The organism is Thalassospira povalilytica (assembly GCF_002844235.1).
Classification (GTDB): Bacteria; Pseudomonadota; Alphaproteobacteria; order Rhodospirillales; family Thalassospiraceae; genus Thalassospira; species Thalassospira povalilytica.
The window spans coordinates 379222-394190 of record NZ_PGTS01000003.1 but is presented as its reverse complement, the minus strand read 5'-3'; the positions used below and the strand labels follow the sequence as shown (position 1 = coordinate 394190).

Sequence of the window (14969 nt, the reverse complement as noted above, 5' to 3'; positions counted from 1 at the left end):
GAACAAATGACCGATCTCAGCCATCTGGCCCGACAGGTAGAACAACTGACCAACGCCAAGGTCCTTTGCATTGGTGATGTCATGCTTGATCGCTTTGTCTATGGGTCGGTCAATCGTATCTCGCCCGAAGCACCGATCCCGGTCATCCGGGTCGAACGCGAAAGCGCAATGCTTGGCGGGGCGGGCAATGTTGCACGCAATGCCACCGCCCTTGGCGCATCGGTTCAGTTCCTGACACTTGTCGGAGATGATTTGCCGGGCCGCGAAGTCATGGAATATGTCGCCAATGACAAGGGTGTCGAGCCCTATATCCAGACCGAACGCAACCGGCCGACCACCATCAAAACCCGTTATATCGCAAGCGGCCAGCAATTGTTGCGATCTGATAACGAAACCACATCGGACATCACCCCGGCCACCATCAGCAACCTTTCGACCCTTGCAGGCCAACTCGCACCGGATGTGGCGGCAATTATTCTGTCTGATTACGGTAAAGGCGTCTTGCATGCCGATGTGGTTGCCGCGGCGATCAATGCCGCGCGCAAGGCCGGAAAACCGGTCATTGTTGACCCCAAGGGCAGTGATTACACCATCTATCGCGGGGCAACCGTGGTAACCCCGAACCGCGCCGAAGCACAGGCAGCAACCGGGATTGCCGTCAATAGCGACGAAGAAGCGGTTGCGGCCGCCACCAAGATCATTACCGAATGCGGCATTGATAACGTCCTGCTGACGCGCAGCCAGGATGGCATGACCCTTGTTACCAAAGATGGCGAAGCCATCCACCTGCCGACCGAGGCCCGCGAAGTTTTTGACGTATCGGGGGCCGGTGATACCGTGGTCGCCTGCCTTGCATCCGCGGTTGCGGCAGGATCAAGCCTTGCCGATGCCGCGCGCATTGCCAATGTTGCGGCGGGCATTGTGGTTGGCAAAATCGGTACGGCCATTGTTTATCCCGACGAGCTGGTATCGGCCCTGCATCACCATGATCTGATGATTGGCGAAGCCAAACTGATGCCGCTTGACCGCATGGTGGATCGCGCAGAACGCTGGCGCCGCAAGGGCTATAAAGTCGGCTTTACCAATGGTTGTTTTGACCTTTTGCATCCGGGCCATCTCAGCCTGCTCAAACAGGCGCGGGCAAATTGTGACCGACTGATTGTCGGCCTGAATTCCGATGCGTCGGTCAAACGCCTTAAAGGCGAAAGCCGCCCGGTCCAGTCCGAAGCCGCCCGCGCAGCCGTTCTCGGATCGCTTGAAACTGTAAGCGGCGTGGTGATTTTCGGTGAAGATACGCCGATCAATCTGATCGAAGCGATCAAGCCTGACATCCTTGTCAAAGGGGCCGATTACACCATCGACAAGGTGGTTGGGGCCGATATTGTGCAAAGCTATGGCGGCAAAGTGGTGCTGGCCAATCTTGAGGACGGTTTTTCGACCACCTCGACCATTGCACGGATGAATGAAGGCAATAGCTGACTTCGGTTTTAATGGCTTAGTCGTCGCACATATCCGCATCGCCGCCCTCAACCCACGGCATGATATCAAGATGCGGCCAGATGTTTTTCCATCTGGCAACTTTCGCGGCGTAAACCGACGCGATGGGGAGCGCCTTATTTGGGATGACGCGGCCGTCAAGGGCGGCTTCTACCCCGAACGGCGCATAAAGTCGGTAATCGCCGTCAAGTTCCCTGCGAAGGCCGATCGCCGTAGTTTGATAGGCAAAGCGATCAATGCCGCCGCTTGCCGATTGAACCGCACCATATTCCAGACCGAACTTTTGGCGATACCAGATCGGTACCCGGGCCTGGTTTCGAAGCTCGATCCGGATCGGAAGATCCGAAAACAGATCAGCGCATCTGGAAATTAAATGATCCTCCGCACCCCAACTTGTGTCGGGATCGAAATAAAAAAGATCATAATCCTCAATCCCGGTTTCAGGCGCCTTTCCGGCTTTGAGGTTCCAGACGGTCTGCGCCAGACACCCCGCCGTAAGCCACCAGTCGGTGAAGCCCAGCAATCCGGTACGGTCAAGGATTTCGGCATTAAAACGGTTTTGAAGCACGGCAGCTAAAAATTCCGGCCCCCTTGGGCACGCATCAATCGCGCAACCAGCACTCATAACCCGATCCAAAGTGCCTTGATCAGAACCGGCCAAGCCGCATTGATCAGACAGGCCCCAATATAAAGCGACAATGCCCGGTCAATATCAGCTGCCCCGGCATCGCGCCGACCAGACCCGATATAGGGATCATCAACGATTTCATCACCATATTGACGTGGCCCGGCAAGAGCCAGATCAAGGGCGCCGGCAAAGGCTGCTTCCTGCCATCCGGCATTGGGGGATTTATGTTTGCGTGCATCACGCCAAAGCGTCTGCCAGGCAGCTTTACCGCTGGTCTTGGCACCAAGCACGGCGGCCAGACAAATCACGCCCCCGGCAATCCGGGCCGGGACAAAATTGGCAACATCATCAAGCCGGGCCGCAAACCGACCAAAATACAAATACCGTTCGTTGCGGTGACCAATCATCGAATCAAGGGTATTGATCGCCTTATAGGCGCAAATACCAACCGGTCCGGCGACCGCATACCAGAAAAGCGGCGCGACCACCCCGTCCGAGAAATTTTCAGCACAGCTTTCAATTGCAGCCCGGCTGACACCGGCTTCATCAAGCTTGTCCGGGTCACGGCCAACAATCATCGAAACCGCCTTGCGTCCGCCGGCAAGTCCATCGGTTTTAAGGGCTGTCGAGACCGCTTTGACATGTTGATAAAGGCCCTTTTGCGCGACCAGGACCGCCACCAGAAAGATCTCGAACAGCCAGAAGACACCGCCAAAGTCCGACAGAATCTGGATTACACCACCGGCCATGCCGGCCACGAAAATGACCGCCAGACTGGTGACCACGCCGCGCAGGATCAAGTCCGCATTGCCAAGCCCCTTGCGATTAAGGCGCTTTTCGAACCACGAAATCAGATTGCCAATCCAGACCACCGGATGGGAAATACGCGAAAACAACCATGGGAAATCGCCAAAGATCGCGTCCAACACCAGCGCCAGCACCAGTATTGTGAAAAGCGGTCCGGAAAAGCCGGAAGCCGGAATAAGAAAATCTGCAAGATCGGGTTCCATCGGCGCAATGTGCGATCTGCGCGGCAAACCGTCAATGCCAATGACACGGGCACGGGACAAGGCCCTGTTGCGACACCATCATTTGCCAAGCCTGACCCGATTTGATAGAAGAAATTCATACGATTTTTATTTTTATCATACGATTGATCGTCACAACAGCATGCATCCCCCGTAAGATCGCACCGCCCCACAAGATATTCGATATCAACGACCCGCCCGCCCACCATAAGTAGTATTTTCGCCTCTGATCCCGCCTTCGATATTTCTTCTGTTACCTGCCGCTTGCATTCCGCAGGCCAATCGGTGAAAACGGGGGTGGCATCGGGTACCGCGATGGCAAAAGTCATCGCGAAGAACACCAAAAGAGAGACAAAGGAGCAGCCTTTTATGTCCCCCAAAGGCGCAGTAATGATTTGCGGTCACGGTTCGCGTGATGAACGCGCAGTTTCACAGTTCAACGCCATGGTTGAAACGATGAAACAGACCCATCTGGCCGACTACGATGTCGAAAGCGGCTTTCTCGAATTTGCGCACCCGATCCTGCGTGATGGCTTTGAAAAGCTCAAAGCCATGGGCCACAAAAAGATCTATGCCCTTCCGGGTATGCTGTTTGCCGCCGGCCACGTCAAAAATGACCTGCCGAGCGAGGTAAACAATTTCGCCCACGACAATCCCGATATCGATGTCAAATTCGGTCGTGATCTGGCGATTGATCCCAAACTCCTGCTCGCGGCCAAAGACCGTATCGAAGAAGCCCTTGCCGATGCGGATGACAGCGTATCGCGCAAGGAAACCCTTCTGATGGTCGTCGGGCGGGGCACCAATGACCCGGATGCCAATTCAAACGTTTATAAAGTTGCCCGCATGCTTCAGGAAGGCATGGGATTTGGCCGTACCGAAATCAGCTATTCCGGTGTTGCCCATCCGCGCGTCAATTCGGGTCTGCGCGAAGCCATGAAACTGGGCTACAAACGCGTTGTGGTTTTCCCCTATTTCCTGTTTGCAGGTATCCTGATCGACCGTATCTATACCCATACTGACGAAGTCGCAGCCGAGTTCGGCGATGTCGAATTCATCAAGGCCGGTTACCTTAAAGATCACCCGATGGTTCTTGAAAGCTTTGCCGAGCGTCTTGCCGAAATTGACACCGGCGACAACAACATGAACTGTCAGCTGTGCAAGTACCGCGAACAGATCATCGGATTTGAAGGTGATGTTGGCACCCCGCAAGTCGGCCACCACCACCATGTGATGGGGATCGGCACCGACGGGCACAGCCATGGTCATAGCCACGGCCATCATCACCATCATGGTCACGGGCACCACCACGGCCATAGCCACGATCACGGTCATGACCACGCACACGATCACAGCCATAATCACGACCATGGGCACAGCCATTCCCATGATCATGGTGATGCGAACAAATCGACCGGTTCCTGACCGGTCGATCCCCGAGTTCTGAAAGGCGCGGCAATGTTTGACTATCTGCGTGATCCGCAGGAAATCTATGCCAAAAGCTTTGCCACGATCGAGGCCGAGGCAGACCTTGCGCGCTTTTCAGAGACCGAGCGTCCTGTTGCCATCCGTATCATCCATGCCTGTGGCATGGTCGAAATGGCGGGTCAGATTACCTTTGCTGGTGATCTGTGTGGAGCCGCCACACAGGCATTAAGAACAGGCAAACCCGTCCTTTGTGATGCGGAAATGGTCCGCCATGGCATCATTTCCCGCCTTTTGCCCGCGGAAAACCCGGTTTTGTGCACCTTGAATGATGGTGATACCCACGGCCTTGCAGCCCAGCTTGGCACCACCCGTTCTGCCGCCGCGGTCGAGGCATGGACAGATCATATCGAAGGCGCAATAATCGCGATCGGCAATGCGCCCACCGCCCTTTTCCATCTGCTCGAAGCCATTCATAATGGCCGACTGCCCAAGCCCGCCGCACTCATCGGCATGCCGGTCGGATTTGTCGGGGCGGCTGAAAGCAAGGATGCCCTGATCGAACATGCCGGGGATATTCCCTTTGTCACCTTGCGCGGCCGGTTTGGCGGCAGTGCGGTGACCGCCGCCACCGTCAATGCACTGGCGCGTCTGGCGCGCGATGACGAAACGACACCCGATGGCACCCTTGATCGCAAGAAGGCGGGCCTGTCATGAATGAACAATCCCCGCTTAAAGGGCGCATCACGGTAATCGGCATTGGTGAAGACGGCTATGACGGCCTGTCACCGATAGCGCGCAAAATCATTGAAAATGCCAACATCATTTTTGGCGGTACGCGCCATATTGCCATGTTGCCCGGGTCCAACACCGCAACCCAAAACAAATGGATCACACCATTTGAAGCCAACCTGCCGCTGATCGAAGATTGCCTTGATCAGAACCCTGTGGTTCTGGCCAGTGGCGATCCGATGTATTTCGGGGTTGGCAATACGCTGATTAAATATTTCGGACCCGAACCGATATATGCGATCCCGTCCCCATCAAGCATTTCACTGGCCGCATCGCGGCTTGGCTGGCCATTGGCGGAATGCGATGTGATTACCCTGCACGGACGGGAACCCGAAACCCTGCGCGCCCATTTGCGCCCGCATGGCAAACTGATTGCACTAAGTGCCGACGGATCAACCCCGGCACTGGTCGCGGTCATGCTGTGCGAAGCCGGTTTTGATCAAAGCCGCATGTCGGTTTGCGAACGCCTTGGCGGCCCCGAAGAACGGATTACCACCCAGACGGCACGTACCTGGCAATCAACCGCCACTTCGATGCCTGATGTCAAATCGGTCGATCCGCTTAATCTGATCATGATTGATCTTGAAGCCGGCCCCAAAGCCAATCCGTTACCCATGGGACCGGGTTTGCCCGATGATGCATTCATTCATGATGGCATGATCACCAAATCGGAAATCCGTGCACAAACGCTTTCTTCCCTTGCGCCGTTTGCCGGGGGTGTTTTGTGGGATCTGGGGGCCGGATGCGGTTCGATTTCCATTGAATGGATGCGATTGCAGGGCAAGGCGGTGGCGATTGAACGTGACACCGAACGTTGTGCAATGATCAAAAAGAATGCGCTTCGTCTGGGCGTACCGGGACTGGTCATTGAACAAAGCACGATTGAAGATGCAATCGCCTTTGCTGACCGCTTGCCAAGGCCTGATGCCATTTTTATTGGCGGCGGGATCACCAGTAACGGGTTGCTTGAAGCCTGCTGGAAACTGCTTCCTGCACATGGGCGGCTGGTGGCCAACACGGTGACGCTGGAAGGCGAAGAACAATTATTACGATTTTATAATGAAAACGGTGGCACGCTGTCGCGCCTGTCGGTATCCCGATTGGTTCCGCGCGGCAATTTCAGGGGCTGGAGCAACCTTGCCCCCGTCACCCATTACCTCGGAGTAAAAGCATGAGCAGTGCGGATCTTCCCGCATCAAACGGCCTTCCGGTTGCCGGAACCGCCTATGGGCTTGGCATCGGACCGGGGGAGCCCGATCTGATCACGCTTAAGGCCTATAACATCCTGCAACAGGCCGATGTGATTGCCTATCCGGCCCTGGAAGACGGTGTCAGTCTGGCCCGCCAGATCGTCGATCCGCACATTCCCGAAGGCCGGATTGAAATTGCCATCCGCATCGAAATGGGCAAACCCGCCGACCCGATCTATGACACCGCCGCCATCGAGATTGGCGAATATCTGGCAGCGGGCAAAACCGTAGCCGTGCTGTGCGAAGGCGATCCGTTCTTTTATGGCAGCTTCATGTATCTGTTTGGTCGCCTGGCCGAGGCCGGATATCCGGTCAAAACCGTGCCCGGTGTCAGTTCCATGATGGCCTGTGCCGCCCAGCTTGGCGCGCCGCTTGCCGCCAAGAACGACGTTTTGCAAGTCATCCCCGGTCCACTGGATGCAGATCGCCTGCGCACCCAGCTTGCCAATACCGATGCGGCTGCGATCATCAAGCTTGGCCGTCATTTCGCCAAGGTGCGCGATGTCATCAACGAGCTTGGCCTGACAGACCGGGCGCGCTACATCGAACGCGCCACCCTTGAAACCCAGAAAATGGTGCCGCTGGCCGATCTTCCGGCTGATGCCAAGGCACCGTATTTTTCCATGATCCTGATCCACCGTCGCGGAGACGCATGGCGATGACCGCCCATAACAGCTCGAACAGCCCGGCATTGCCGACCAACCCCATTGCCCCGATAGCGGTGATTTGCCTGACGCAGCGCGCCCTTCCGACCGCGCGCAAAATCGCCAGCAACCTTCAGGGTGCCAGCGTCCATGGCCTGCGCACCCGCGTATCGGTCAAGGATGTCGATATTGCCTTTGACGATACCATTGCACATCTGCAACAAACTTTTTCATCTGATCACGTGATCATCGGCGTCTGTGCCGCCGGCATTCTGATCCGCGCCCTTGCGCCGCTTCTGGCAGGCAAGTGGCAAGATGCGGCCGTCATTGCCGTTGACGAAGCCGGTGATACTTTCATCCCGCTTTTGGGCGGGCATCATGGCGGCAACCGCCTTGCCCGTGATCTGGCCGAACGGCTTGGCGGCAATGCTGCAATCACCACGCCGGGCGATGCGATGCTGGGTCTTGCCCTTGATGAACCGCCCGCGGGCTGGAAACTGGGTACGCCCGAAACTGTCAAACCGGCCACCGCCGCCCTTTTGGCTGGCGCATCGGCACGGATTGAGGTCGAAGCAGGATCAAGCGCCTGGCTGACCAACAGTGCCATTTCCCAATCTGAGGATGGCAGCGTATTGATCACTGCCACCGCCCGCGAGGGCGCCGATGACGATGCGATCAGTGATGGCGCAGAAACCGCAATCACCTATCACCCGCCGGTTCTTGCCCTTGGGGTTGGTTGTGAACGCGGCTGCCCGGTTGACGATCTTTATGACCTTGTCATGGAAACACTGGCCGGTCAGTGCCTGAGCCCGAAGGCCATCGCCTGTGTCAGTTCGATTGACCTTAAGGCCGACGAAGCGGCTGTGCATGAACTGGCCCGCCGTCTTGGCGTTCCGGCCCGGTTCTTTGATGCCCAAACCCTTGAAGCCGAGGCAAATCGTCTTGTAACGCCTTCTGATGTTGTCTTTGCCGAAACCGGCTGTCACGGCGTTGCCGAGGGTGCGGCCCTTGCCACCGTCGGCCCGAATGGCAAGCTGATCGTGCCCAAGCACAAAACCAAGAAATCCACCTGTGCCATTGCCCTGTCACAGGATGACATCATCCCCGAGCAGGTTGGCAAGGCACAGGGCAAATTGTCGATTGTCGGCATTGGCCCGGGTCAGATCGGCTGGCGCAGTCCGGAAGCCACCGCCCTGATCGGGCGCGCGACCGATATCGTTGGTTATCAGATGTATCTTGATCTGCTGGGATCGCTGATTGATGGCAAGGATTGCCACCATTCCGACCTTGGCGCTGAAGAGGCCCGTGCGCGCCATGCCCTTGAACTGGCTGCAACCGGCAAGGATGTTGCCCTGATCGGATCGGGGGATGCGGGTATCTATGCGCTTGCCACCCTGGTGTTCGAGTTGCTGGACCGCGAAGATCGCGCCGACTGGAACCGGGTTGCGGTTCAGGTTTCCCCGGGCATTTCCGCCCTTCAGGCTGCGGCATCGCGTATTGGTGCGCCGCTGGGGCATGATTTCTGTGCGATTTCGCTCTCGGATCTTTTGACCCCGCGTGAAGATATCCTACGCCGTCTTAAGGCCGCAGGCGAGGGTGACTTTGTCATTGCCTTCTATAACCCGGTATCCAAACGCCGCCGCGACTTGCTGGCCGTTGCCCGTGATATCCTGCTTGAACACCGACCAGCCGATACCCCGGTGGTTCTTGGCCGTCAGCTGGGCCGCCCGGACGAGGAAATCACAGTCGTTCCGCTTTCGAAACTTGAAGTCGACATGGTGGATATGCTGACCACGGTTCTGGTCGGATCAAGCAACAGCCGCCACATCACGCGCGGTGAAAATGAATGGGTTTATACCCCGCGCGGCTATGCCAAAAAGGGCCCGGATGCGGCCAAGGCGCCGGTTCTCAGTACCTCGAAAAACGACAAGGCAGAATAATGACTGTTCATTTTATTGGCGCCGGCCCCGGTGCCCCGGACCTGATCACCGTACGCGGTTTGCGTCTGATTGAAAAATGCCCGGTCTGTCTTTATGCCGGATCGCTGGTACCCGAAGAAATCGTCACAAGCGCACCAGAAGGCGCACGTGTGATTGATACCGCCTCGATGCATCTTGATGAAATCATCGCCGAAATTGAAACAGCCCATGCCAAGGGCCAGGACGTGGCACGTGTGCATTCCGGCGACCCGTCAATTTACGGGGCAATTGCCGAACAGATCCGTCGTCTGGATGATCTTGGCATCCCCTATGACATCACCCCGGGTGTGTCGGCCTATGCCGCGGTCGCGGCTGAAATCGGTGCGGAACTGACCCTGCCCGATATTTCGCAAACCGTGATCCTGACCCGTACCGCCATGCGGTCATCGGCGATGCCTGATGGCGAAAGTCTTGCCGAACTTGGTAAAGCACGGGCCACCCTTGCCGTGCATCTTTCGATCAACAACCTGGCCAATGTGGTGCGCGATCTGACCCCGCATTACGGGGAAGAATGCCCGGTGGTGATTGCCTATCGCGCCACCTGGCCCGATCAGCAATATATCTTTGGCACCCTTGGTGACATCCGCGCCAAGGTCAAAGGAAGCGGCATTACCCGCACGGCACTTATCATGGTCGGTGAAGTGTTCGGACGAAAGGATTTCACCGATTCCCGGCTTTATGCCGCCGACCATACCCATGTGTTGCGCCCGGCCAAGGCATGACACCGACCGGGCGGACGCCAAGTCCGCCCGTTTTTTGACCAAACACCCCGGGCACCGAGTTTATTTTTTCAGCACAACAAATTTTTGCCGAAAAATATGCCATTTCAACCCTGAACATCCTTGACCATGCCACCCCCGGACGCCTTTAATCGAAAGGTAAATAAGGGGAGTATGCATGTTCAACGAGATGACGATGGACGACCAGGTTCGCGAACCTTATCGCGCGCTGGTTGACTGGATGGAAGCAAACGGCCCCGAGGTCCTCGAACAGAAGCGCCTTGAAGCTGAAACGCTGTTTCGCAAAATCGGCATTACCTTTGCCGTCTATGGCGAAGGCGGTGACCCGGAACGGTTAATCCCGTTCGATCTGATCCCGCGCATTTTTACATCAAGCGAATGGCGCAAGCTCGATCGTGGTGTCAAACAGCGCGCCCGGGCACTCAACACGTTTCTCTATGACGTTTACCACAATGCCGAAATCATCAAGGCCGGGATCATTCCCGCTGATCTGGTGTTTAAAAATGACGCCTTTGAACCGGCCGTAATCGGGATTGATCCACCGCGCAAGGTCTATAGTCACATCGTCGGCGTCGACATTGTCCGCACCGGCCCCGAAGATTTCTATGTGCTTGAAGATAACTGCCGCACCCCGTCCGGGGTGTCCTACATGCTTGAAAACCGCGAAATCATGATGCGGATGTTCCCGGAGCTTTTCAAAAACCTGCGTATCGAGCCGGTTGAAAGCTATCCGGACATGTTGCTCAAAACCCTGAAAAGCATCGCACCGCCCAAATGCGACCGCGATCCCAATATTGTTGTCCTGACACCGGGCGCAATGAACAGCGCCTATTACGAACATTCATTCCTGGCCGACCAGATGGGGGTCGAGCTGGTGGAAGGACAGGATCTGTTTGTATCGGAAGACCGCGTTTACATGCGCACCACACGCGGCCCGGCCCGGGTTGATGTGATTTACCGCCGCATTGATGATGCCTATATCGATCCGCTGTGCTTCCGACCGGACTCGGTGCTTGGCGTGCCGGGACTTATGAATGTCTATCGATCAGGCGGGGTTGCCATTTGCTCCGCACCGGGTGCCGGGGTCGCCGATGACAAGGCGGTTTATACCTATGTGCCCGATATGATCCGTTTCTATCTGGGGCAAGAACCGATCCTTAATAACGTTCCGACCTGGAAGTGCGGCAAATCCGATGACCTGAAATATGTGCTTGAGCATCTCGGCGAACTGGTGGTCAAGGAAGTTCACGGTTCGGGCGGATATGGCATGCTGGTCGGACCCGCATCGACCAAGGCAGAACAGGCCGCCTATGCCGAACGCATCAAGGCCGATCCGGGTGATTTCATCGCCCAGCCGACTTTGGCGCTTTCGGCTTGCCCGACCTTTGTTGAAAGTGGCATTGCGCCGCGCCATGTCGATTTCCGGCCTTTCTGTCTTGTTGGCGATGACATTCGCCTGACACCGGGCGGTCTGACCCGTGTGGCGCTGCGCGAAGGGTCGCTTGTCGTGAACTCGTCACAGGGTGGCGGGGTCAAGGACACCTGGATCATGAGCGATTAACAAGGGAAAGGGTTGAAAGATGCTTAGCCGTACCGCAGACAACCTTTTCTGGCTGTCGAGATATGTTGAACGGGCCGAAAACATGGCCCGCCTGATGGAGATGGGCTATCGCATGGCGCTGATGCCTGCTGTTGGCGATGGCAACCGGTCCGAATGGGAATCGGTTCTTTCGGCGTCCGGCTGCATGGCGGGATATGATCCCGATGCGCCGTTGCGCCAGGAAGAAGTCGCCAATTACCTGATTTTCAATCGGGACAACCCGTCATCAATCATCAATTGTTTTGAATATGCGCGCGCCAATGCACGCGCCATGCGTACCGCGATCACCGCAGAAATGTGGGAAGCACTGAACAACGCGCTGATGGAGCTTCGCCGTCCGTCGATGCACAATCTGGCCAAGAATGAACTGCCGGAATTCATCGACTGGGTCAAAAAGCAGGGCGCGTTGTTTCGCGGGGCAACGGATTCGACCATTTTGCGTAATGACGGATATGATTTTATCCGTCTGGGCACTTTCATCGAACGTGCCGATAACACTGCCCGCCTTCTGGACGTGAAATATTACGTGCTTCTGCCCGAAACCAGCATGGTCGGCGATGGTGTGGATAACTATCAATGGACGACCGTTTTGCGGGCGGCATCGTCGCTGCGTGCGTTCCACTGGGTTTATCGCGATGATTATTCACCGCACCGGATCGCGCATTTTTTGATCCTTAATCCGTTCAGTCCGCGGTCCCTTGCCCATTGTGCGGAACAGATCACCCAGCATCTGGAACGGCTGGCGCGCCATTATGGCCAACGCCACCCGGTGCACGGGCAGGCGGTCGAGATGTATTCGCTTCTGACTCAAAGCGAAATGGACGAAATCTTTTCGACCGGGCTGCATGAATTCCTCAATGATTTTCAGGCCCGCAATGGTGCGCTGTCCAACGCCATTGCCGACGCCTATTATTTCGGGGGGCAATAAGATGCGCCTGACGGTCGAACACAGAACCAATTACCGCTATGAAATGCCCGCACGTCACGTCGTGCAAAGCCTCAAACTCACCCCGGCGCAGTTTGACGGGCAAAAGATCCTGAACTGGTCAATCACCGCCGAAGGATGTGTGATCGGATCGGAATTCACCGATGGCAATGGCGATGTCATCAGCACGCTTACCGCTGGCGGCCCGGTCGACGCAATCGAGATTGTGGTTCGCGGCGAAGTGGAAACAACCGACACCGCCGGTGTTTTGCGCGGCCACAAGGAACGCGCCTTTCCGGGGGTGTTCCTGCGCACCACACCAATGACCAAATCCAGTGCAGCCATCCGCAAACTGGCCGACAAGGTCGCCAAAAAGACCAAGGATGTGCCGCTTCTTGATCGCGCGCATGCCCTGGCCGGGGCAATATCGGATGCCATCGAATATGCACCGGGCTCAACCCATGTGCATACAACCGCCGCCGATGCATTGGCCGACGGCAAGGGGGTTTGTCAGGACCACGCCCATGTTCTGATTTCGGCCGCCCGGCATCTGGACATTCCTGCACGTTATGTGTCGGGATATCTGTTTGCCGATCAGGATGGCAACCCACACGAGGCATCCCACGCCTGGGCGGAATTGTATCTTCCTGACTTCGGATGGGTCGGGTTTGACCCGGCAAACCGGTGCTGCCCGACCGATTATTATATTCGTCTCGGGGCTGGACTTGATGGCCAGGTGGCAACACCTATACGGGGTGTACATACTGGTGGCGCGAACGAAAATTTGGATGTAACAGTCATCATCGCGCAATCACAACAATAGCCGGGCCAAAACGAAAATGACCTATTGTGTCGGTTTGATGCTGAACGAAGGGATGGTTTTCCTTTCCGATACGCGGACCAATGCGGGGCTTGATAACATTTCGCGCTATCGCAAGATGTTCACCTGGGAAGTGCCCGGTGATCGCGCCATTGTTGCCTTGTCAGCCGGGAACCTTGCCATCACACAAGCGGTGATGAGCACCCTTTTTGAGGCCATCGACGACCCGAATACCGAACCGGGAAACTGCATCCTGAGTGCGCCCAGCATGTTCCGCGTTGCCGAACTGTTTGGCGAAGCAATGCAAAAGGTTCAGAACAAATACCACGACACGCTTGAACAGCATCACGAAAGCAGTGCCGCATCCATCATGGTCGGTGGACAGCGCAAAGGCGGGGAACAGCGCCTGTTTCTGGTCTATGCGGCGGGCAACTTCATCGAAGCCACCACCGATACGCCCTATTTGCAGATCGGCGAACATAAATACGGCAAGCCGATCCTTGATCGGGTGATTACCCCGGAAACCCCGATTCAGGACGGGGTCAAGGCGGTATTGCTGTCGATGGATTCGACATTACGATCCAACCTGTCAGTCGGCATGCCGCTTGATCTCGCCGTCCTGCCCGATGACACCTGTGCGTTTTCCGAACTGCGCCGGATCGAAGCCGATGATCAGGGGTTTCGTGCACTTTCCGATGCATGGTCGAACGCCCTGCGCGATGCCTTTGCCGATATGCCAGACGAGCATTGCGATTTGGTGGCCGAATAGTCGGCCCGCATATACCGCCAAACCCGAAGCCGGGCCCACGTTTTTGGCCCGGCTTTTTCGCGACCGGATTTGCCGTGTTTCCGGTTTGGATTGTTTGGCCCGGCCACGAACTTTCCAGTGACAAATCCCGCCGGTCAAATTATCTATAAAATCATGACCCAAAAGACCGACACCACCGTTACCGGGCGGATCACCCGCGCCTTGGCCGATCGCATCATTGCCGGTGAAATTGCACCGGGCACAAAGTTGCGACAGGATCACTTTGCCGAGGAATTTGGTGCAAGCCACGTCCCCGTGCGCGAAGCATTCCGCAGGCTTGAGGCACAGGGTCTTGTTGTCAGTGAACCCAGGCGCGGTGTCCGGGTGGCAAGTTTTGATATTGCCGAGGTCCGCGAAGTCGCGGAAATGCGGGCATCACTTGAAGTTCTGGCCTTGCGCCATGCCGCCCCGAACCTGACCAGTGCGATCCTGGATACTGCCGAAGACATCAACCGGGCCGGTGAAAACGCCAGGGATGTCCGCGAGTGGGAAGACGCCAACAAGGCTTTCCATCGCATCATTCTGGCGCCGTGCAGCATGCCGCGCCTGATGGCCAGCATCGATGATCTTCATGCCGCCAGTGCGCGTTTCCTGTTTTCGGGCTTCCGGATGGAATGGGAAGCCCCGACCGATCAGGATCACCGCGCCATCTTGCGGGCCCTGCGTGAACATCAATTTGATGTTGCTGCCGCGACCCTTGCCCGGCACGTGAAATGGATCGGCACCAAGCCCGGCAAAAACAGCCGGAAATTGTCGGCGATCTGATCAAAAATCCAAAATTTCTGGTCTGATGATTGGCAATCGGGTGCTGCTGCGCCCCGATATCGCCTTTG

General features: G+C 56.6%; 14 protein-coding genes. 12 read left to right on the top strand and 2 right to left on the bottom strand.

The features are described from left to right. Positions 1-6 precede the first annotated feature (6 nt). On the top strand, positions 7-1479 hold the full coding sequence (gene rfaE1, locus CU041_RS10280; protein WP_101246799.1) for a D-glycero-beta-D-manno-heptose-7-phosphate kinase: 1473 nt from the start codon (positions 7-9) through the stop codon (positions 1477-1479). 16 nt (positions 1480-1495) lie between these two features. Here rfaE1 and CU041_RS10275 read toward each other — a convergent pair whose 3' ends face one another. Together CU041_RS10275 and cbiB are read right to left on the bottom strand one after the other, a co-directional pair. Beyond that, complete coding sequence (locus CU041_RS10275) at positions 1496-2065, bottom strand: nucleotidyltransferase family protein (RefSeq protein ID WP_233433076.1); 570 nt, start codon at positions 2063-2065, stop codon at positions 1496-1498. A gap of 53 nt (positions 2066-2118) precedes the next feature. Next, positions 2119-3195 (bottom strand): adenosylcobinamide-phosphate synthase CbiB, encoded by a 1077-nt coding sequence (cbiB, locus tag CU041_RS10270; protein WP_233433075.1) that lies wholly within the window; start codon positions 3193-3195, stop codon positions 2119-2121. Positions 3196-3522: 327 nt separating this feature from the next. Here cbiB and CU041_RS10265 point away from each other — a divergent pair, with 327 nt between their 5' ends. From CU041_RS10265 to CU041_RS10215, 11 genes are all read left to right on the top strand, one after another. Beyond that, positions 3523-4578, top strand: a complete 1056-nt coding sequence (locus tag CU041_RS10265; RefSeq protein ID WP_101246797.1) for a sirohydrochlorin chelatase — start codon at positions 3523-3525, stop codon at positions 4576-4578. Positions 4579-4611: 33 nt separating this feature from the next. Then, positions 4612-5295, top strand: coding sequence for a precorrin-8X methylmutase (locus tag CU041_RS10260; protein WP_101246796.1), 684 nt, complete (start codon positions 4612-4614; stop codon positions 5293-5295). After that, positions 5292-6545 carry a precorrin-6y C5,15-methyltransferase (decarboxylating) subunit CbiE gene (gene cbiE, locus CU041_RS10255; protein ID WP_101246795.1) on the top strand — a complete coding sequence of 418 codons (1254 nt, stop codon included), beginning with the start codon at positions 5292-5294 and terminating at the stop codon, positions 6543-6545. The genes CU041_RS10260 and cbiE overlap by 4 nt, the downstream gene beginning before the upstream one ends. Further along, positions 6542-7282, top strand: a complete 741-nt coding sequence (cobI, locus tag CU041_RS10250) for a precorrin-2 C(20)-methyltransferase (protein WP_101246794.1) — start codon at positions 6542-6544, stop codon at positions 7280-7282. The genes cbiE and cobI overlap by 4 nt, the downstream gene beginning before the upstream one ends. Further along, the gene (gene cobJ, locus CU041_RS10245; RefSeq protein ID WP_324789231.1) at positions 7279-9204 is read left to right on the top strand and encodes a precorrin-3B C(17)-methyltransferase; all 1926 of its coding nucleotides are present in this window, start codon (positions 7279-7281) and stop codon (positions 9202-9204) included. Before cobI ends, cobJ begins: the two co-directional genes overlap by 4 nt. Further along, positions 9204-9965 carry a precorrin-4 C(11)-methyltransferase gene (gene cobM, locus CU041_RS10240; protein ID WP_101246792.1) on the top strand — a complete coding sequence of 254 codons (762 nt, stop codon included), beginning with the start codon at positions 9204-9206 and terminating at the stop codon, positions 9963-9965. The genes cobJ and cobM overlap by 1 nt, the downstream gene beginning before the upstream one ends. A gap of 175 nt (positions 9966-10140) precedes the next feature. Then, positions 10141-11544: a circularly permuted type 2 ATP-grasp protein gene (locus CU041_RS10235; protein WP_101246791.1), complete on the top strand. Its 1404-nt coding sequence runs from the start codon at positions 10141-10143 to the stop codon at positions 11542-11544. A 19-nt stretch (positions 11545-11563) separates the two neighbouring features. Further along, the gene (locus CU041_RS10230; RefSeq protein WP_101246790.1) at positions 11564-12511 is read left to right on the top strand and encodes an alpha-E domain-containing protein; all 948 of its coding nucleotides are present in this window, start codon (positions 11564-11566) and stop codon (positions 12509-12511) included. Between the two features lies 1 nt (position 12512). Next, positions 12513-13331, top strand: a complete 819-nt coding sequence (locus CU041_RS10225) for a transglutaminase family protein (RefSeq protein ID WP_101246789.1) — start codon at positions 12513-12515, stop codon at positions 13329-13331. Positions 13332-13347: 16 nt separating this feature from the next. Further along, positions 13348-14097 (top strand): proteasome-type protease, encoded by a 750-nt coding sequence (locus CU041_RS10220; RefSeq protein ID WP_101246788.1) that lies wholly within the window; start codon positions 13348-13350, stop codon positions 14095-14097. A 153-nt stretch (positions 14098-14250) separates the two neighbouring features. Continuing rightward, positions 14251-14901 (top strand): GntR family transcriptional regulator, encoded by a 651-nt coding sequence (locus CU041_RS10215; protein WP_101247035.1) that lies wholly within the window; start codon positions 14251-14253, stop codon positions 14899-14901. The last annotated feature ends 68 nt before the right edge of the window (positions 14902-14969 follow it).

Excerpts from the sequence above, each read along its gene's own strand:
- rfaE1 (WP_101246799.1), top strand. The coding sequence starts at position 7 with ATGACCGATCTCAGCCATCTGGCCCGACAGGTAGAACAACTGACCAAC.
- CU041_RS10265 (WP_101246797.1), top strand. The coding sequence starts at position 3,523 with ATGTCCCCCAAAGGCGCAGTAATGATTTGCGGTCACGGTTCGCGTGAT.
- CU041_RS10260 (WP_101246796.1), top strand. The coding sequence starts at position 4,612 with ATGTTTGACTATCTGCGTGATCCGCAGGAAATCTATGCCAAAAGCTTT.
- cbiE (WP_101246795.1), top strand. The coding sequence starts at position 5,292 with ATGAATGAACAATCCCCGCTTAAAGGGCGCATCACGGTAATCGGCATT.
- cobI (WP_101246794.1), top strand. The coding sequence starts at position 6,542 with ATGAGCAGTGCGGATCTTCCCGCATCAAACGGCCTTCCGGTTGCCGGA.
- cobJ (WP_324789231.1), top strand. The coding sequence starts at position 7,279 with ATGACCGCCCATAACAGCTCGAACAGCCCGGCATTGCCGACCAACCCC.
- cobM (WP_101246792.1), top strand. The coding sequence starts at position 9,204 with ATGACTGTTCATTTTATTGGCGCCGGCCCCGGTGCCCCGGACCTGATC.
- CU041_RS10235 (WP_101246791.1), top strand. The coding sequence starts at position 10,141 with ATGTTCAACGAGATGACGATGGACGACCAGGTTCGCGAACCTTATCGC.
- CU041_RS10230 (WP_101246790.1), top strand. The coding sequence starts at position 11,564 with ATGCTTAGCCGTACCGCAGACAACCTTTTCTGGCTGTCGAGATATGTT.
- CU041_RS10225 (WP_101246789.1), top strand. The coding sequence starts at position 12,513 with ATGCGCCTGACGGTCGAACACAGAACCAATTACCGCTATGAAATGCCC.
- CU041_RS10220 (WP_101246788.1), top strand. The coding sequence starts at position 13,348 with ATGACCTATTGTGTCGGTTTGATGCTGAACGAAGGGATGGTTTTCCTT.
- CU041_RS10215 (WP_101247035.1), top strand. The coding sequence starts at position 14,251 with ATGACCCAAAAGACCGACACCACCGTTACCGGGCGGATCACCCGCGCC.